This is a genomic window from Paenisporosarcina antarctica, assembly GCF_004367585.1.
Lineage (GTDB): Bacteria > Bacillota > Bacilli > Bacillales_A > Planococcaceae > Paenisporosarcina > Paenisporosarcina antarctica.
In genome coordinates this window covers 3,254,324-3,272,667 of the sequence record NZ_CP038015.1, presented here as the reverse complement: position 1 = coordinate 3,272,667, position 18,344 = coordinate 3,254,324, and the positions used below count along the sequence as shown (strand labels likewise).

The following is an 18,344-nucleotide window of genomic DNA, read 5'->3' as shown; positions in this document are numbered from 1 at the left end:
CTATGCTATTTCAATTGAAGAGAACTAAAACGTTAAACGAAAAGACTGACGCAGTAAATCGTCAGTCTTTTCGTTTCTAATAATTACTCATTGCTTACTTGTCGGTGTTGTTGATATCCTATTATTTGAGAAATTTCCAAAGATGTTTTTTTAATAATCTCAATAAGTTCATTGTTGATAAGTTCCATGGTAATGCGGTTACTAGGTCCAGCAATGCTGAAACTTGCAATTACTTTGCCTTCTGAATCAAAAATAGGGGCTGCAATACAGCGGATTCCTTCTTCGTGTTCAATATTATCAAGTCCGAATCCTTGGTTTCTGATAATTTCAAGTTCGATACTTAACTGTTCTTTGCTTGTTATGGTTGAAGGCGTCTTAACAATAAAATTAGTTTTATCAGTTACTTGATTGAATTCTTCCTGATCCATACCTGAAAGGAGAACCTTCCCGACGCCTGTGCAATACATAGGTGCTCTGTTCCCTATTTTAGAGAACATACGGATAGTTTGGCTACTCTCTATTTTATCAATATAAAGAACCTCGCCCATATCATGTATGCATAAATGTATTGTTTCATTTACTTTTTCAGCGAGTTCTTCTAAAGAAGGTTTTGCGATAGATATGATATCAATATTATTTATGATATTGCGGGACAAGAAGAGCAAACGATATCCTAATTTATATTTTTCCGACTCTTGGTCTTTAATGACATAATGCATATTAATCAGCGTTGCCAAAAGTCGATGTACAGTGCTTTTGGACAAGTTTACTTTTTCAGCCAATCGTGTGATTTGAATTCCATCGGGATATTCTGACAACGATTCCAAAAGCTTTAACGCCCGCTCTACTGATTGCACATTTGACATTGTACACCTCTTTCTTTGTTTGTAGATATTTTTAACAAAGATTATCAACAAACTTCTTAATAATCATAAGTCCCTTTTCTCACTTTGTAAAATTTAAATAACTTGGTCAACAAAAATAATTGTCAAACAAGTTAGAAAACTATTGAAATTAATTTTTTACAAGATATAATATAATTTATGGAACAATGTTCTACTATGTGGAACGAAATGGTTTCTAAGTTGATTCTAAGTAAGCGCGTTATGCTCACTATTTATTGTTGATATATATGATCTTACTTTTTATTTACTTAATAGAGGAACTATAAAATTTGAGAGTTATATATAAATGTAGACAACTGCGGAGAGAAAGAGGTAACCGAAATGAATAATTTATTTGACTTAACTGGCAAAGTTGCAGTAGTAACTGGTGGGAACAGAGGTCTCGGTAAAGAAATTGCACTTGGTCTCGCGAATGCAGGAGCAAATGTAGTAGTAATTGCACGCAAGATAGAAGATCATGTCATCCCGGAAATTGAAAAATGTGGAGTAAAAGCTGTAGGGATTCAGTTTGACTTACTGAATTTTAAGGATTATAGCACCTTATTTAATCAGATTATTTCGATAATGGGGAAAATTGATATTCTTGTCAATAATGCAGGTGTGCAAAAACGGCATGATTCCGTTGATTTTCCAAAAGAAGATTGGGATTTTGTAATGGATGTAAATGTTAATGCTTCATTTTTCCTCTGTCAAAAAGTTGGTGCTCACATGCTAGAAAACGGCTCTGGGAAAATTATTAATATGGCATCTTTGTTATCGTTTCAGGGAGGTTTGCGAGTACCAGCGTATGCTGCCAGTAAAGGAGCGGTTATGCAATTTACAAAATCTCTTTCCAATGAGTGGGCTCATCAGGGTGTAAACGTGAATGCTATTGCTCCAGGCTATATGGATACAGAAATGAACACAGCTCTATTAGCAGACGAGACAAGAAGCCGGCAAATTCTTGAGCGTATTCCTTCAGGAAGATGGGGGAAACCGAAAGATATGCAAGGAGCAGTTATTTTTCTAGCATCGAGTGCCTCTGATTATGTTCATGGTATTACGATTCCTGTGGATGGTGGATGGTTAAGCAGATAATAATACGTAATGTCATTCTAGTAGAGTTTCGGTGTAAAAAATTCTTGAGATTTTAGAGAGAAAAGAAAGGGGTGACAAAATGAAGTTAGCCATGATTGGTCTTGGCAAAATGGGCTATAACTTAGCCCAGAACTTATTGGAACATGGTCATGAAGTAGTAGCCTATGATGCAAACGCAGAACAAATAGATAAAATTGTGGCAGAAGGTGCAATTGCTGCAAGAACTTTGGAAGAAATTGTGAAGCAATTAGAAATACCTCGTATCTTTATGTTACAGGTGCCTCATGGTGAAATTACTGAAAGCGTTATCACAACATTAAAGCCACTGTTAGATGAGGGTGACATTATCATTGATTGCGGAAATTCCAATTATAAAGAGTCTCTTCGTATTGGAAAAGATTTGTTGGAAAAGGGAATCCATTTTCTTGACTGTGGAACGAGCGGCGGTGTTGAAGCAGCCCGAAATGGAATTTGCCTCATGATTGGCGGGAATTCTGAGGCGTATAAAATTCTTGAACCAGTTTTGATCGATATTTCAGTTGAGAACGGTTGCATGTATACGGGAGAGTTAGGTAGCGGACATTTCTTGAAAATGATTCACAATGGGATCGAATATGGCATGATGCAAGCCATAGCTGAAGGCTTTGAAATTCTTGAAAAAAGTGAATTTGACTATGACTTGGAAGCGGTAGCCAAAGTTTGGAACAATGGTTCGATCATTCGTTCATTGTTAATGGAATTAGTTGAAAGTGCATTTTCTAAGGATCCAAAATTGGATGAAATTAAAGGGATTATGCATTCTTCCGGTAGTGGAAAATGGACAGTCGAAACTGCTTTGGATTTGCAAGTCCCGGCACCGATTATCACGTTAGCACTTTTAATGCGATACCGTTCTTTGGAGAATAACACCTTTACTGGAAAAATAGTTGCTGCTTTACGAAATGAATTTGGTGGCCATGAGGTTGTAAAAAAATAAAAATAAAAATAAAAACAGAAAATAAAAGGAGTTTTTTAAATGAAAAAGATTGTTTCTTTATTCTTACTAGTGATGATGATATTAGTTCTAGCAGCATGTGGTGGAGATGAAAAAAGCGCAGACGCGAAAGAAGTTAAAACAATACGGGCAGGTATCGGTTTAAACGATCAACATCCGCAATTTAAAGCACTAGTAAAGTTTCAAGAAATTGTTGAAGAAAAAACAGAGGGCAAAATCAAAGTGGAAACGTATCACAGTGGCCAACTTGGTGATGACCGATCAATGACTGAAGCATTACAATTAGGTTCTCAGGAAGTGACGATTCCTTCTACAGCCCCATTAGCAAACTTTGTTCCTGAATTTAGTATTTTTGATTTTCCATTCCTATTCCCAAATGAAGAAGTGGCAGATGCTGTACTTGATGGAGAAGTTGGACAAAAGTTCCTTGATAAATTAGAAGACCAAAACTTAGTTGGACTTGCTTATTGGGAAAATGGTTTCCGTGATGTAACAAATAGCAAACTTCCAATCGAAACTGCAGCAGATTTTAAGGGTTTGAAATTGCGAACAATGGAAAATGAGCTTCATCTTGAAGCATTCAAAGCACTGGGTGCAAACCCAACTCCAATGGCCCTTGGTGAACTATTTACAGCGATGCAACAAGGAACAGTAGATGGTCAAGAGAATCCTGTTCCAACGATTTATCTCCAAAAATTCTATGAAGTTCAAGATTATGTATCTAATACACACCATATTTACAGCCCATTCGTATTTTTAATGAGCAAATCATTCTTCGACGAATTAACTGAAGATCAACAAGTAATCGTTAAAGAAGCGGCTGTAAAAGCAGGCAAGTATGAAAGAGAATTAAACCGTGAAGCAAATAAACAAAACCTAGAAGATCTTAAGGAAACTGGTATGAATTACACTGAAATCACGCCAGAAGCGCGTCAAGAAATGGTAGATCTTGTACAGCCTACTATTGATAAGTACGCTGAACAAATCGGTATAGATACAGTACAAGAAGTATATGATGCAATCGAGAAAGCTACTAGGTAAAGAAATTAATGACTTTGAGAGGGAACCTCCCTTAGAAGTCGTTTTTAAAAAAACAGTATAGAGAGAACTATGTCATACATATTTCGACCTAGAAGATGCCCGTCCTTAATAACATTTTTAATGAAGAGGAGATCAAAATGAAAATCCTAAAATGGTTAGATCGACATATTGAAGAAACCTTGTTAATTATTTTTTCTACCATTATGGTAGCGGTTATTTTTTTACAAGTAGTCATGAGACAATTCGATAGTTCTTTATCATGGTCCGAAGAATTGGCACGTTATGCATTTATTTGGTTGGTTTATATTGGGATTAGTTATGGAGTGAAAAAAGATCGACACATTAAAGTGGATGTTGTACTACTACTACTTAATGATAAGAAGAAAATCATTTTATCTATAATTTCAAATTTACTTGTTTTGTTTTTTGCACTATTTGTTATCCGATATGGCTTTGACATTGCATTGCAGTTGTTGAATTTCGGTCAAAAATCCCCGGCAAATCAGATTCCAATGGGCTTAGTATATATGGCTACTCCAATTGGTATGGGATTAACGCTCATTAGACTTATTCAAAACATAATCAAACAGATAAAAGCCTTACGAGGTGATTTTGTTGTTAATACAGAAGTAGAAAAGATTTAGGGATGAATCATTAAGGAGGTATATAATATGACTATTTTTGTATTGTTTGGTAGTTTTGCGCTTTTGTTATTACTCACTGTGCCAATCGGAATTGCCATTGGTTTATCTACACTCGCTACCATTGTGTACTCTGGTACTCTACCGGTAGAGTTTTTGGCAAAAGAATTGGTTACATCAGTTGACTCGTTTCCATTGATGGCAGTTCCGTTCTTTATCCTTGCAGGAGAAATTATGGGTAAAGGAGGAATATCTGAAAGATTATTTAATGTAGCAAAAGCACTTGTAGGTAATAGAACGGGTGGTTTCGCAATTGCTACAATTGTTACATGTATGTTCTTCGCGGCTATTTCAGGTTCAGGTCCTGCAACCGTTGCCGCAATTGGAGGAATTATGATTCCAGCGATGGTACGTCAAGGTTATGATATTAAGTTTGCGACAGCTGTCGTAGCTTCAGCCGGATCCATCGGGGTTATTATCCCACCAAGTATTCCAATGGTTATTTATGGGGTAACCGGAAGTGTTTCGATTGGTGATTTGTTTATCGCCGGTATCGTTCCCGGGATTTTAGTTGGTCTTGCAATGATAATTTGGGCTTATATTTACTCAAAGAAAAAAGGCTACAAAGGTATGGATGAACCGACCTCTTTGAAGAAAATCGGAAAAGCAATATGGGACGCAAAGTGGGCTATGTTAATTCCAATCATCATTTTAGGTGGAATATACGGAGGGATTTTCACACCTACAGAAGCTGCTGTTATAGCAGTAGTATACGGTCTGTTTGCCTCAATGGTTTTGTACCGTGAACTTAAAATTAAAGATCTTGCAAAAGTAGTAACAGATTCAGCTTTAACGACAGCGACGGTATTGATTATAGTCGGGACAGCTAATGCATTTGGAAGACTTTTGACGATTGAACAAATCCCGAATGAAATTGCAGAAGGATTATTGTCTATCTCAACAAATTCTATCGTTATTATCTTGCTGATTACTGTCTTATTGTTAATTGTTGGGATGTTTATGGACACACTTGCAGCGATTATCATCTTAACGCCAATATTATTACCAATCGCAATTCAAATCGGGTATGATCCTGTTCACTTTGGTATTTTGATGGTCATTAACTTAGCAATCGGTTTCTTCACACCTCCGGTAGGTGTAAACTTATTTGTTGCTTCTGGAATATCTGGTGTATCTATAGAAGCATTGTCTAAAGCAGTTTTACCTTTCTTGATAGCGATGTTAATTACATTGCTGTTCTTAACATTTATTCCGAAAATCACATTGTTATTCCTCTGATTTAGTGAATAAGAAATATATTTTAGAAGGTTGTGCATGATGAGAAATTTAGATGTATTTACGTTTGGTGAAACTATGGTTCTTTTTCAGCCGGAACAAATGATGCCACTAGAATATGTGCACCAATTTCCGAAGCGAATCGGTGGTGCCGAATCGAATGTTGCAATTGGATTAACCAAACTGGGACATTCTGTAATGTGGTTTAGTAAACTCGGGAATGATTCATTTGGACGCTACATTCATAAATATGTCCGTGGGGAAGGAGTCGATACCTCTTCTTGCCTTTTTACCGACAAGGCTCAGACAGGAATATTATTTAAAGAGCAATTGTCCCCTGAAGACATGAATGTCTACTACTACCGAAAAGGTTCTGCAGCCAGTTTGATGAAACCTGAAGATTTAGATGTAACATCCATCGCTCAGGCAAAAATCCTACATATTAGCGGAATTACACCCGCGTTAAGTGAAACTTGTTATGTCACGGTGATAAAAGCGATTGAAATCGCAAAACAGAACGGCACGAAGATTGTCTTTGATCCTAATCTTCGTCTAAAGCTTTGGTCGTCGGAAAAGGCAAAAAGAGTATTTAACGAGATTGCAGCCAGCGCAGATGTTATCCTTCCAGGTCTAGATGAAGGTCAATTAATGACTGGGAAAATAGAAGTAGAAGAAGTGGCTGAAGCTTTAATGGGGGATGGCAATAAAACCATAATTATCAAACTAGGTAGCAAAGGTGCATATTTGCATACAAAAAATGAGAAGGCGTATATTGATGGATTCACTGTCAAGCAAATCGTCGATCCAGTTGGTGCAGGAGACGGCTTTGCAGCGGGAATCATTAGTGGAATTTTACGGGAAGAACCGCTCCACAAAGTGGTTAGACGAGCGAATGCGATTGGAGCAATGGTCATTGGTGTTTATGGTGATGTAGAAGGTTTACCAACATACGAAGCCGTTGAACGATTCATGAAACCTGCAGGAAATATAAGAGATGTAAAACGCTAATTCAAAGGAGGTTAATTAAATTGAAGAAGTGGGAAGATCTAATTCGCCTGAAAGAATCAGGCCTTATAGCTGTTATTCGGAGACCAAAGAAATCACAGATTCATTATATTGCTGAAGCACTTGTAGAAGGTGGCACAGGTGCACTTGAAATAACACTTGATACACCAGGAGCTTTGGAAATGATCAGTGAATTAAAAGAAAAATTCAATGATCTAGTTCTTGTAGGTGCAGGGACTGTATTAGATGCAGTTTCAGCCAAAAGTGCAATTGATGCAGGTTCAGACTTTATTTTCTGTCCAAGCTTTGATGTCGAAACAATTCAGATGACCAACCGTTACGGGAAAATTTCCATTCCGGGAGTCATGACACCAACAGAAATTGTTCAAGCGTATTCAGCAGGGGCCGATTTGCTGAAAATTTTCCCCGGTGGTGCTCTTGGTGAAAACTATATTAAAGATTTACAAGGTCCACTAGGCCATATTCCAATGATGCCTACTGGTGGCGTAAATCTCGACAATGTGGAAACATTCATCAAAAATGGTGCAGTGGCTGTTGGAGCTGGCGGGTCATTAGTGGATGCAAAAGCGATTGCTGAAGAACGTTATGAAGTGCTGACTGAGATATCAAAAGAGTTTATCAAACGAATACAAAACGCAAGAAGCTAAAGGAGAATTGAAAAACGTCCGCTTGTCGGGTACAAGTACTAAAAAGAATGCGATTTTGCTTTTTACGCTGGTTCGTGTTTCTGAAGCATTTAAAATAAGAAAAAGAGAGGTTATATCGTGAAAATCACAAAAATGGAAACATTTATCGTGCCACCAAGATGGCTATTTTTGAAAATCGAAACTGATGAAGGTATTTCAGGTTGGGGAGAGCCGATTGTAGAAGGACGTGCAAGAACAGTCCAAGCAGCCGTTGAAGAACTAAGTGACTATTTGATTGGAAAAGATCCTCGCCGAATAGAGGACTTATGGCAAATGATGTACCGTTCAGGTTTTTATCGTGGAGGTCCGATTTTGATGAGTGCAATTTCCGGTATTGACCAAGCCTTGTGGGATATTAAAGGGAAATACCATAATGCACCCGTCGCTGATCTAATGGGAGGGGCTTGCCGGGATTCTGTCCGTGTCTATTCATGGATTGGCGGAGACCGTCCAAATGATGTAGGAAAAGCAGCGTCTGAGGCAGTAAAAGCAGGGTTTACTGCAGTCAAAATGAACGGTACCGAAGAGCTTCAATATATAGATTCATATGAAAAAGTTGACCAAGCTGTTGCGAGAATTGCAGCTGTTCGAGAGGCTGTTGGCGAATATATTGGAATTGGGATTGATTTCCATGGTCGTGTTCATAAACCGATGGCTAAAATATTGGTTAAAGAATTGGAACAATTTAGACCCATGTTCATTGAAGAACCTGTATTGCCTGAGAATAACGAAGCGCTTCGCGATATTGCGCGTGTAACCAATATACCAATTGCCACTGGTGAAAGAATGTACTCGAAATGGGATTTTAAGAAGATATTACAAGACGGTTATGTAGATATCATTCAGCCGGATTTATCCCATGCTGGAGGAATCACGGAATGCAAGAAAATTTTTGCTATGGCTGAGGCTTATGATGTTGCAGTTGCTCCCCATTGCCCACTTGGTCCAATCGCTTTGGCATCGTGTTTGCAAGTTGACGCAACATCCCATAACGTGTTTATCCAAGAGCAAAGCTTAGGCATTCACTATAACCAAGGAAGTGATTTACTAGATTATTTGAACGACAAACAAGTATTCGAGTACAAAGAAGGTTATGTTGATATGCTGAAAAACCCTGGACTTGGTATATCGATAAATGAAGAATTTGTCCGCGAACAAGCAAAAATTGGACACAACTGGAAAAATCCAGTATGGCGACATAAAGACGGTTCCATTGCGGAGTGGTGATAGATGACAATTTTTATTCAAGTCGTATTACCTGTACTGCTAATATTTTTAGCGGGATATGGACTTCAGAGATGGAAAAGGCTTGATATAAAAGCTCTTTCTACTGCTGCACTCTACATTTTCACGCCAATGTTGGTAATTCAGACTTTTTATCGTACTGATCTAGATAAGCAATATCTCAATATGCTTATATTTTCAATGATTTTGTTATTGGTCTTAATATTAATTTGTAAAATTTATTGTTACTTCCGTAAATATGATTGTTCGACCGAAAGTGGACTCATATTGGCTACTGCATTTATGAATTCCGGCAATTACGGTGCTCCCATCGTGTTGTTTGCCTATGGAGAAGAGGCGTTTGTCTATGCAGTTTCTCTATTGGTTTTACACGCCGTATTAATGAATTTCTTTGGTATTTACTATGCAGCCAGAGGAAATGAAGGTGGTAAAACAGCGTTAAAAGCTGTAATTGAAATGCCAGCAACCTATGCCGTTCTTATCGCAATTTTAATTAAAGTATGGGATATCCAAATTCCTGATAACCTCATGTCTGCAGTAGACTTGTTGGGACCTGTAACAATTCCGTTAGTCATGTTGATATTAGGGATGCAACTAGCAGAGATTAATCTATCCAAGCTTCAATGGGAGAAAATTTCCATGGCGGTCATAATCAGGTTGTTCCTTTCGCCAGCCATTGCTGTAGGAATTATCTGGCTGATGCCAATGGATCCGGTTCTTGCAAAAGTGCTGATTTTGACAGCAGCAATGCCTTCAGCAGCAAACACAGTTATATTTGCAGTACAATACGAAACCGAGCCTGATCTGGTTTCGAGTATCACATTGATTACGACGTTATGTAGCATATTTACGGTTACAATCATGTTGTTTTTATTGGGATAAAATCAATTCATATCTAAGGAGTGCATACAGTGAGTCAATTTAAAGTGGTTGTTACAGATTATGAATACAGCTCATTCGTCCCAGAAGAAGAAGTATTAAACAACCTTGGTATCGAGCTTACATTTGCACAATGCAAAACAGAAGATGATGTCATTGAAGCATGCAAAGATGCCGATGCTCTGATCAACCAATATGCTCCAATTTCTCGCAAAGTCATAGACAAACTTGAAAAGTGTAAAGTCATTTCACGCTACGGAGTTGGCTTTAATACGATTGATGTGGAAGCTTGTACAGAAAAAGGAATCATTGTTGGGAATGTAACAGATTATTGCTTAGATGAAGTATCTAATCATGCAATGGCTTTAATTCTTTCAAATGCCCGAAAAGTGACGTTGTTGAATAATGCTGTGAAAAACGGCAACTGGGATTTCAAAGTGGCCGTACCGATGTACCGACTTAAAGGACGCACTCTCGGTCTGGTCGGGTTCGGAAATATTCCACAGACAGTTGCGAGAAAAGCACAAGCATTCGATTTAAAAGTAATTGCTTATGACCCATTTGTATCGGAAGAAGTCGCAGTAAGCAAAAATGTTGAGCTAGTGACTTTGGATGAGCTTTGCGAACGCTCAGATTATTTATCGGTTCATGTTCCGTTAAATCAACATACGGAAAAAATGATCAGCCACGATCAATTCAATAAAATGAAAAAAGGAGCGTTCATCATCAATACTTCACGTGGACCAATCATTGACGAACAGGCACTGATTCAAGCACTGCAAGAAGGGAAAATTGCAGGAGCTGGTCTAGATGTTCTAGAAACAGAACCAATCAACAAAGACAATCCACTGTTGAAAATGGACTGCGTTATTATCAATCCTCATTCAGCCTTCTATTCGGTTGAAGCTGAAATTGAGTTGAAACGGAAAACAGCCGAGAATGTAGCTGATGTATTATCCGGATATTATCCAACTTACCTAGTCAATAAAGCGGTCAAAGATAAGGTTTGTCTAAAAGATAAATAGTATAATGGCTAAAATTATTTTTGCTAATTAAAGGAGGTTAATTGATGGAAAAGAATAGCACTAGAAAAATTATTGTTGATATATCTGACAACGTGACAATTGTTGAAGTTAGTAAAGCCACACAGAAGTATGAATCCGAAATCTATCTTATGAAAAATGTGAATGGCTCAATCCATGAAATCAATTTAAAGAGTTTCCTTGGCTTAATTACTTTGCAGTTGCGAAATGGTGATCAACTGACTGTCCGCACTGTGGGAGAAGATTGTGAAGAAGCACTGGCAGACGTGGTTCAATATCTTTGCCAATCGTAAGGGGTGCAAGAAATGACAGATCAGGTCGATTTATACAAGAAAATAGCAGGTGAGAAAGCAGTCGAATATATTGAAGACGGCATGGTGCTTGGATTGGGTTCTGGATCTACTGTCTATTGGACATTAAAGAAACTCGGCGGATTAATTGAACAAGGATTGAACATCAAGGGCATTCCATCTTCTTTACGAACTGAAGGTTGGGCTAAATATTTTAATGTTCCTCTCACTGACTTTTCTGATGTTCAAGTTTTAGATTTAGCAATAGACGGTGCTGATGAAATTGATCCGAACTTCAACCTCACCAAAGGTGGTGGTGGTTCTCTTGTAAGGGAGAAAATGGTCAATTTCCATGCAAAGAAAGTAATCATTATTGCAGACCAATCGAAAATGGTAGACGAATTGGGTAAATTTCCTTTGCCAGTAGAAGTACTTCAATTCGGGTGGCAGGTAACGGCTCAGAAAATTGCTGACCTAGGAGCAAAACCAGTATTAAGAGAAAGAGACGGGTGCTTCTTTGTGTCTAATAATGACAACTATATTTTGGATTGTGAATTTAACTCCATTCCTGATCCAGAAAAACTTCACCATAGCCTAAAGCAACTCCTTGGAGTTGTTGAAACCGGCTTATTTGTCAATATGACAGATATGGTCATCCTCGCCGGTGCTAAAGGCGTTAAAGTAATAAATAAAACAAACCAAATATGAGGATTCGATTTTTTATGAAATTTTCATAGGCATTTGAGAACCAGTAGCCCTGAAGTTACTGGTTTTTTAGTAACTATGATACCTAATCCAATCGATTAAATATTAATTAAATTAATTATTTATAATTTTCTAAAAAACATTGACATAAACAATATTAGGATTTAGTCTAGTAATAGATACAGTTATTCGAAAACCTAGTGCTATAATATAGAACTATTTAATGTGTTCAGATGAATGAGAGGGGTAAACGTTTTGAAACCTAAAATCTTCGTCACGCAATTAATTCCTGACACGGTGAAAGTATATTTAGAGAATTATTTCACTGTGGAGATATGGGAACAACAAGAAATTATACCTAGAGAAACCTTATATAAGAAAATTCAAGAATCAGAGGGACTACTAACAGCTGGGATAGAAATTAACCAAGAATTATTGTCGCAAGCAATAAATCTGAAAGTAGTTAGTAACATTTCTGTAGGCTACAATAATTTCGATATAGAAGTGATGAAAGAAAATGGCATCATAGGTACGAATACACAAGGTGTTTTAGATGAAACGGTAACTGACTTAATTTTTGGTTTAATGCTTTCAACTGCCAGAAGAATAAATGAACTTGATACTTATATGAGAAATGGTGAATGGACAAGTGGCGATGATCGTAATCTGTTTGGTATGGATGTTTACGGCCAAACACTCGGTATTATCGGACTTGGAAGAATCGGAGAGTCTATTGTTCATCGTGCTGTAAGCGGTTTCAATATGGATGTTCTCTATCATAATCGTAGTCGCAAGACCGAACTTGAAAAGCAGTGGGGTGTTCAATATGAACAAATGGAAGATGTACTGACTAAATCGGACTTCGTAATTGTGATGACTCCACTGAATAAGGATACATTCCACTTAATTGGGAAAAAACAATTTGAGTTGATGAAAGATACAGCTATTTTCATCAATGCTTCAAGAGGACCAATCGTTGATGAACTGGCTTTGATTGATGCATTGGACAAAAAGAAAATTTTTGCTGCCGGTCTAGATGTCTTTGAGCAAGAACCCATCAATTCAACCAATCCTTTATTAAAGCTAAATAATGTGGTTTTAACGCCTCATATTGGTTCTGCTACTGATAAAACAAGAGAAGAAATGGCACAGCTTGCTGCAGAAAACTTAGTCAACGCAATTATTCATAAAAAGCATTCGAACGTAGTAAACGAATTGAAAACTATTGTAAAAATATAAAAATTGGTTTAACAAAATTGAGGAAATCTTGTCTGTTGTATGCAATTATAATTGCAATGTTAATTGTAGGGGCTTTTAGTTCTAAAGGCGATGAAGTAGTTTCTGCAAGTGATAGCAGCAAGAAGATTGATTTCCCTACTATAGCAGCAACACTAATTGTTCCAAATTCCACTGGTAGAGGAACCGATGCGGTTGGAAGAGCGATTGCAAGCTCAGATGAAAAAACTTAGGTGAATCAATAGGTGTAGTAAAAAAACGGTGGTGACGCTGTTGGCATGACTGAAGGGGCCGAAAATCAATTATTTGAATAACTAGATTAAGAGAAAAATAGTTCTAAATTTACTATCAATTTTTAGAAGATTGGAGAACTAATCGACATGAGCATTATTGAAGAATTATTGAAAGATATACCTGTTCCTAAAATGATTAAAATCAAACAAAGATTCCATGCTCCAGAATTGGCAGATGTTAGCTTTGAAGTCCGAAAAACATTAAATGATTCAAATGTATTAGAAAGAATTTCAGAAGGAGATAACGTAGCTATTGCTGTAGGAAGTAGAGGTGTTGCGGATATCTCTGTTCTGGTTAGAGAAACTGTAAATGCGATTAAAGGTGTTGGCGGGAACCCGTTTATTGTTCCTGCTATGGGTAGCCATGGGGGAGCAACTGCAGAAGGACAGAGAGGTGTTTTGAAACAACTTGGAGTGGAAGAAGAAACAGTTGGGGCACCTGTAAAATCTTCAATGGAAGTAGTAAAGATTGGAGAATTGCCAAATGGCTTGCCTGTATATTTTGATAAGAACGCATACGAAGCTGATAAAATCGTTGTTATAAACAGGGTGAAACCACATACTTGTTTTAGAGGACCCGTAGAGAGTGGACTAATGAAAATGATTACAATCGGCCTTGGCAAACAAAAAGGTGCTGAAGCTGCCCATTCATTTAGTTTTAAGTATATGGCGGAACACATACTCGATATGACAAAAATATCCATTGAAAAAACACCACTCATATTTGGATTAGCAACCATTGAAAATGCGTATGATCGTCCTGCAAAAGTTATGGCTATTCCTATAGAAGAATTATTAGAAAAAGAGTCTTTATTGCTAAAAGAGGCAAAATCTTTAATGCCAAAAATTCAATTCGATTCAATTGATGTCTTGGTAGTAAATGAACTTGGGAAAGAAATTTCGGGGGATGGAATGGACCCTAATATTACTGGCCGTTACCCTACTCCATATGCAAGTGGCGGGCCTGATGTGAAACGTATTGCAGTATTAAGCTTAACGGAAAAATCAGAAGGCAATGCCAATGGAATTGGATTGGCTGATATTACTACAAAAGAGGTTTACGATAAGATCAAGTGGGAAAAGGGCTATGCAAATGCACTTACTAGTACTGTTATCGACGTCATCAAACTCCCCATGGTGTTAGAAAGCAACGAGCTAGCTGTTAAAGCTGCAATTAAAACATGCAATGCATTGGATTTAACGAAGGCAAAGGTAGTACGTATAAAGAACACACTCGACATTGGAGAGATTTGGATTTCTGAAAGTTTACTGGAAGATTCAAGGGGATTGAGGGATATTCAAATATTAAGTGATCCAATGGAATGGGACTTTAATCATTAGATTTAAAGTATAAATGATTTTATGTAGACAAAGCTCTCGAAAAAATTGACTAAAATTACAATATAATGTATTATTTGTTAAAATTAAAAAGTCTAACGATTTAGAATTAATATATTTTTGCAGCGTTGTAACCGTTGTTTTATCTAATTAAAACTACTTATAAACGAGAACTGAGTTTTATAATATAGAACTATATATTTTTTTGAAGGGAGGTGTAAAGGTTGTTACGGAATTGGCTCAAATAATGTGCAAGTCAGAAAACAATACTGGGGGATGTTCATATGAAAAGAAAATGGGTTAAATTGAGTAGTTTAGTCATGGTTACAGCACTATTTTTAGCCGCTTGCAGTGGAGGTAATGCTTCTGAAGGTTCGGAAGAAAAAGTTACTGCATCTACTTCTGGTAAACCACAAATTCTGCGAGTAAGCATTGGGGTTAATGATCAACATCCTGAATACGAAGGAGTTGAAAAATTTAAAGAGTTAGTTGAAAGTAAAACTGATGATTTTGAAATTGAACTCTACCATTCTGGACAACTTGCCGATGACCGTTCAGCAATTGAAATGTTACAACTTGGCTCATTAGATATCACGATTCCATCAACTTCACCATTAGTCAACTTTGTAAAAGAGTTTGGTGTATTTGATTTACCATTTACAATTCCGAACGAAAAAGTAGCGGATGAATTACTAGATGGAAAATTTGGAGATAAAATGCTTGATATGGTTGAAGGTCAAAATCTTGTTGCACTTGCTTGGTGGGAAAATGGTTTCCGTAATTTAACGAATGACATTCGACCAGTTGCAAAAATTGAAGATGTAGATGGTCTGAAAATTCGAACAATGGAAAATGAGATTCATTTAGATGCTTGGAAAGCTCTTGGAGCAAACCCAACACCAATGGCCTTTACAGAATTATTTACAGCTATGCAACAAGGTACTGTTGATGGACAAGAAAATCCATTTCCGACAATTGAGTTAAGTCAGTATGCAGAAGTTCAAAAACATGTATCTAATACCAATCATGTATACACGCCGTTTATTTTCTTGTTCAGCAAAACAATTTGGGACAAATTAACAGAAGAACAACAGACGATTTTATCTGAAGCAGCAGTTGAAGCGGGTGAGTTTAACCGTCAGCGTAACCGCGAAGTTGCTGATGAAAGTCTAGAGAAGTTGAAAAAAAGTATGTCCTATACAGAAGTTACTCCTGAGGAACATAAACGTTTCCAAAAGGCTGTAAAACCAGTTATTGATAAGCATGCTGATGGTATCGGCGCTGAACTTGTGGATGAATATTTAAATGCCATTGAAGAAATCGCTGGTAGCTAAAATTTAATTAAGAGGCTTAATCACTTTACAAGTAAGGAGGGGAAGAGATTAATATTCTCTCCTGCTTACTTGTACTGAAGTTTAAGGCAATAAATTAAGGAATTGGAGGTTCACATAATGTCACATTATCCGAATATTAGCAATCAAGTAAATCCGTATAGAGACAACGTACAAGGAAAAGCGAATGAACCAATCACAGTTGCCGGTTTGCTTGATCGTTCGAAACAAACTCTTGGTTCCGAATACAAAGGTCCAGCACCGGATTGGACTCTAGAAGAAATATATAACCGATTAGAGGAAAATGCACCGCGAATTGCAATTATTGGTGGGTCTTCCGATCACCCTGCTCACATTATGGATTTTAAAACATCTTCACATGCAGCAATTCGTATTTGGCAAAATGGTGGAGTTCCCTTCTATTTCTCAACCCCTGTTATGTGTGATGGGACGGCACAAAGTAACCAAGGCATGAGTTATTCACTTCAAAGCAGAAATGCTGTAGCACAAATGGTTGTCAATCAGTTGGAAGCTCATAGCTATCATGGCGCGTTTGTCATCCAAGGGTGTGATAAGCAACCACTTGGAGTTGTCAGTGCTCTAGTTCATCTGGATCGTATTCGCCAGTATCGAGGTGAAGCGCCATTCTTCGCAACATTTGCACCATCACATGTATTACAAGGCGGTACGATTCCCACTGATTTATTTGCAGAGTTGGAAGAAGTAGCTAAAATGGCTGAAAAAAATCAAGCTTTGGACATTGCGGACGATTTAAGAGATGCGATGGCTTATATTCTACAATGTTCTTCCAACACAGCATTTCAAGGAGTACTTGAACGTGCAACTGAAAGAGGAATTATCACAAAAGTTGAACACAAAGATTTTGAAAAACGTTTAGCAGTCGCAACATGTGATGGTAGTGGCGGGGTTTGTGCCTTCAATGGGACAGGGAATAGTTCTCGTCATCTAGTAGCAGGAATGGGATTGGTTCATCCATCTTTAGAACTTCTTACGGAATCTCCTAATCAATTACAAGTAAATGAAGCACTAGATAGCATGGCAATAATGATTAATAATCCTGTCTATGGAGCTGCAAATATCATGGCAACGAACATTAAAAATGCAATCCGTATACACAGTGCTTCAGGAGGATCAACGAATTTAATGATGCATATTGTAGCTGGGATGTTATACGGTGGTTATAAATTCAGTCTGGATGATTTAGATGAAATCCATCATTCTCACCCAATCCCTGATTTATTCAACTATAGCTTGACGGAAGGTCGAGATATCTTCTCTCTGGCGATGCAATGTTGTGACAGTGATAGCAGGGGGATGGAGAGCTTATTCTATGAACTTCTTCAAAATGGAGTGCCAATGGATTTAGATGCACCAACTGTTACTGGAGGAACATGGCGTGACCGATTAGTGAAAACTGATAGTCTACCTGCTGATAATGTAAAAGACAATCAAGTGATTTTATCGAAGCCTAAACGTGCTTTTAGTGGGGTGGATGTATTAACTGGGAATTTCTTTGAAACTGCTGTTGTGAAAATTAGTGGAATGACAACACTGCAATTAGATCAATTTGATAAGAAAGTGGCATTTGTTCTTTACTTTGAAAATGAAGATGAAGCCATTCGTAATTTACTAGACGCTGAACTTCTTTCAAAATTAAAAGTGAATAGAAGTTTCAGTCACGAAAACATGATAGCGCTACTAAGAGAGAATTCACCTAGCCAATACAATGAGTGGAAAGCTGATGACTATGATACCCTTTTCGATAAAATGGTTAAAGATGCTGTGCTGAAAATTGCCATTATTGTATCTGGTCAAGGTCCTGTAGCTTTCGGAATGCCTGAAATGTTTACATCGATGCAACATATCAATGCAAACCGCCAGCTGAAACGTCTTGCAACACTAATAAGTGACGGTCGATATTCGGGTGTTACTTATGGCGCTGCTATTGGTCACATGACACCTGAAGCAAAAGAAGGTGGGGGAATTTTATTCCTTCAAACAGGTGATTTATTATATTTAAGTTTACGTGAGCGCAAAATCGATTTCATTGATGAAGCGGCATTGCGAAGAGGCACATTAGAATTCGAATTCGATAAAACTAAAGCACACAGAACGGATCTCGCACAGACAAGACTTGAGTTAATTAACAAACGTCAAAGACTAGTTGCGGCAAGTAATCGTATGATTGGCCACACGGATGCAGCCAATGGAGTTGTTCCAATCGCAGTGGCTGAAGAGGCAATACTAGATTATAAAACAGACGTTCAAACTTTAGTGCTAAATACTAAATAGTGAAT

General features: G+C 37.5%; 18 protein-coding genes. 17 read left to right on the top strand and 1 reads right to left on the bottom strand.

What is annotated here, in order from left to right:
- Window positions 1–83: 83 nt before the first annotated feature.
- Window positions 84–866 carry an IclR family transcriptional regulator gene (locus E2636_RS15660; RefSeq protein WP_134211044.1) on the bottom strand — a complete coding sequence of 261 codons (783 nt, stop codon included), beginning with the start codon at window positions 864–866 and terminating at the stop codon, window positions 84–86.
- Window positions 867–1,226: 360 nt separating this feature from the next.
- On the opposite strand from E2636_RS15660, the gene kduD reads away from it, so the two are divergent.
- The 17 genes from kduD (at window position 1,227) to E2636_RS15575 (ending at window position 18,339) form a co-directional block, all read left to right on the top strand.
- Window positions 1,227–1,982 carry a 2-dehydro-3-deoxy-D-gluconate 5-dehydrogenase KduD gene (kduD, locus tag E2636_RS15655; protein WP_134211043.1) on the top strand — a complete coding sequence of 252 codons (756 nt, stop codon included), beginning with the start codon at window positions 1,227–1,229 and terminating at the stop codon, window positions 1,980–1,982.
- 79 nt (window positions 1,983–2,061) lie between these two features.
- Window positions 2,062–2,958 (top strand): phosphogluconate dehydrogenase (NAD(+)-dependent, decarboxylating), encoded by an 897-nt coding sequence (gene gnd, locus E2636_RS15650; protein WP_134211042.1) that lies wholly within the window; start codon window positions 2,062–2,064, stop codon window positions 2,956–2,958.
- Between the two features lie 39 nt (window positions 2,959–2,997).
- Entirely contained in the window at window positions 2,998–4,017 is a 1,020-nt protein-coding gene (locus tag E2636_RS15645) for a TRAP transporter substrate-binding protein (protein WP_134211041.1), read from the top strand.
- A gap of 137 nt (window positions 4,018–4,154) precedes the next feature.
- The gene (locus E2636_RS15640) at window positions 4,155–4,661 is read left to right on the top strand and encodes a TRAP transporter small permease (protein WP_134211040.1); all 507 of its coding nucleotides are present in this window, start codon (window positions 4,155–4,157) and stop codon (window positions 4,659–4,661) included.
- 27 nt (window positions 4,662–4,688) lie between these two features.
- The gene (locus tag E2636_RS15635; protein ID WP_134211039.1) at window positions 4,689–5,957 is read left to right on the top strand and encodes a TRAP transporter large permease; all 1,269 of its coding nucleotides are present in this window, start codon (window positions 4,689–4,691) and stop codon (window positions 5,955–5,957) included.
- 39 nt (window positions 5,958–5,996) lie between these two features.
- Window positions 5,997–6,962, top strand: coding sequence for a sugar kinase (locus E2636_RS15630; RefSeq protein ID WP_134211834.1), 966 nt, complete (start codon window positions 5,997–5,999; stop codon window positions 6,960–6,962).
- Between the two features lie 20 nt (window positions 6,963–6,982).
- Window positions 6,983–7,627 carry a bifunctional 4-hydroxy-2-oxoglutarate aldolase/2-dehydro-3-deoxy-phosphogluconate aldolase gene (locus tag E2636_RS15625; protein ID WP_134211038.1) on the top strand — a complete coding sequence of 215 codons (645 nt, stop codon included), beginning with the start codon at window positions 6,983–6,985 and terminating at the stop codon, window positions 7,625–7,627.
- 117 nt (window positions 7,628–7,744) lie between these two features.
- The gene (dgoD, locus tag E2636_RS15620) at window positions 7,745–8,893 is read left to right on the top strand and encodes a galactonate dehydratase (RefSeq protein WP_134211037.1); all 1,149 of its coding nucleotides are present in this window, start codon (window positions 7,745–7,747) and stop codon (window positions 8,891–8,893) included.
- 3 nt (window positions 8,894–8,896) lie between these two features.
- Entirely contained in the window at window positions 8,897–9,793 is an 897-nt protein-coding gene (locus tag E2636_RS15615; protein ID WP_134211036.1) for an AEC family transporter, read from the top strand.
- A gap of 29 nt (window positions 9,794–9,822) precedes the next feature.
- Window positions 9,823–10,815, top strand: a complete 993-nt coding sequence (locus E2636_RS15610; protein WP_134211035.1) for a C-terminal binding protein — start codon at window positions 9,823–9,825, stop codon at window positions 10,813–10,815.
- A 44-nt stretch (window positions 10,816–10,859) separates the two neighbouring features.
- Entirely contained in the window at window positions 10,860–11,126 is a 267-nt protein-coding gene (locus E2636_RS15605) for an HPr family phosphocarrier protein (RefSeq protein WP_134211034.1), read from the top strand.
- 12 nt (window positions 11,127–11,138) lie between these two features.
- Window positions 11,139–11,831: a ribose-5-phosphate isomerase RpiA gene (gene rpiA, locus E2636_RS15600; RefSeq protein ID WP_134211033.1), complete on the top strand. Its 693-nt coding sequence runs from the start codon at window positions 11,139–11,141 to the stop codon at window positions 11,829–11,831.
- Between the two features lie 234 nt (window positions 11,832–12,065).
- Complete coding sequence (locus E2636_RS15595; RefSeq protein ID WP_134211032.1) at window positions 12,066–13,067, top strand: 2-hydroxyacid dehydrogenase; 1,002 nt, start codon at window positions 12,066–12,068, stop codon at window positions 13,065–13,067.
- 35 nt (window positions 13,068–13,102) lie between these two features.
- A complete protein-coding gene (locus E2636_RS15590; RefSeq protein ID WP_134211031.1) occupies window positions 13,103–13,297 on the top strand; it encodes a hypothetical protein in 195 nt (64 codons plus the stop codon).
- 147 nt (window positions 13,298–13,444) lie between these two features.
- Window positions 13,445–14,698: a nickel pincer cofactor-dependent isomerase, group 22 gene (locus E2636_RS15585; protein ID WP_134211030.1), complete on the top strand. Its 1,254-nt coding sequence runs from the start codon at window positions 13,445–13,447 to the stop codon at window positions 14,696–14,698.
- A 281-nt stretch (window positions 14,699–14,979) separates the two neighbouring features.
- A complete protein-coding gene (locus tag E2636_RS15580; protein WP_134211029.1) occupies window positions 14,980–16,029 on the top strand; it encodes a TRAP transporter substrate-binding protein in 1,050 nt (349 codons plus the stop codon).
- A 117-nt stretch (window positions 16,030–16,146) separates the two neighbouring features.
- Entirely contained in the window at window positions 16,147–18,339 is a 2,193-nt protein-coding gene (locus E2636_RS15575; protein WP_134211028.1) for a dihydroxy-acid dehydratase domain-containing protein, read from the top strand.
- Window positions 18,340–18,344: the final 5 nt, after the last annotated feature.

Excerpts from the sequence above, each read along its gene's own strand:
- E2636_RS15585 (WP_134211030.1), top strand. The coding sequence starts at position 13,445 with ATGAGCATTATTGAAGAATTATTGAAAGATATACCTGTTCCTAAAATG.
- gnd (WP_134211042.1), top strand. The coding sequence starts at position 2,062 with ATGAAGTTAGCCATGATTGGTCTTGGCAAAATGGGCTATAACTTAGCC.
- E2636_RS15595 (WP_134211032.1), top strand. The coding sequence starts at position 12,066 with ATGAGAGGGGTAAACGTTTTGAAACCTAAAATCTTCGTCACGCAATTA.
- E2636_RS15615 (WP_134211036.1), top strand. The coding sequence starts at position 8,897 with ATGACAATTTTTATTCAAGTCGTATTACCTGTACTGCTAATATTTTTA.
- E2636_RS15580 (WP_134211029.1), top strand. The coding sequence starts at position 14,980 with ATGAAAAGAAAATGGGTTAAATTGAGTAGTTTAGTCATGGTTACAGCA.
- E2636_RS15605 (WP_134211034.1), top strand. The coding sequence starts at position 10,860 with ATGGAAAAGAATAGCACTAGAAAAATTATTGTTGATATATCTGACAAC.
- E2636_RS15645 (WP_134211041.1), top strand. The coding sequence starts at position 2,998 with ATGAAAAAGATTGTTTCTTTATTCTTACTAGTGATGATGATATTAGTT.
- E2636_RS15635 (WP_134211039.1), top strand. The coding sequence starts at position 4,689 with ATGACTATTTTTGTATTGTTTGGTAGTTTTGCGCTTTTGTTATTACTC.
- E2636_RS15660 (WP_134211044.1), bottom strand. The coding sequence starts at position 866 with ATGTCAAATGTGCAATCAGTAGAGCGGGCGTTAAAGCTTTTGGAATCG.
- kduD (WP_134211043.1), top strand. The coding sequence starts at position 1,227 with ATGAATAATTTATTTGACTTAACTGGCAAAGTTGCAGTAGTAACTGGT.
- E2636_RS15630 (WP_134211834.1), top strand. The coding sequence starts at position 5,997 with ATGAGAAATTTAGATGTATTTACGTTTGGTGAAACTATGGTTCTTTTT.
- E2636_RS15575 (WP_134211028.1), top strand. The coding sequence starts at position 16,147 with ATGTCACATTATCCGAATATTAGCAATCAAGTAAATCCGTATAGAGAC.
- E2636_RS15640 (WP_134211040.1), top strand. The coding sequence starts at position 4,155 with ATGAAAATCCTAAAATGGTTAGATCGACATATTGAAGAAACCTTGTTA.
- rpiA (WP_134211033.1), top strand. The coding sequence starts at position 11,139 with ATGACAGATCAGGTCGATTTATACAAGAAAATAGCAGGTGAGAAAGCA.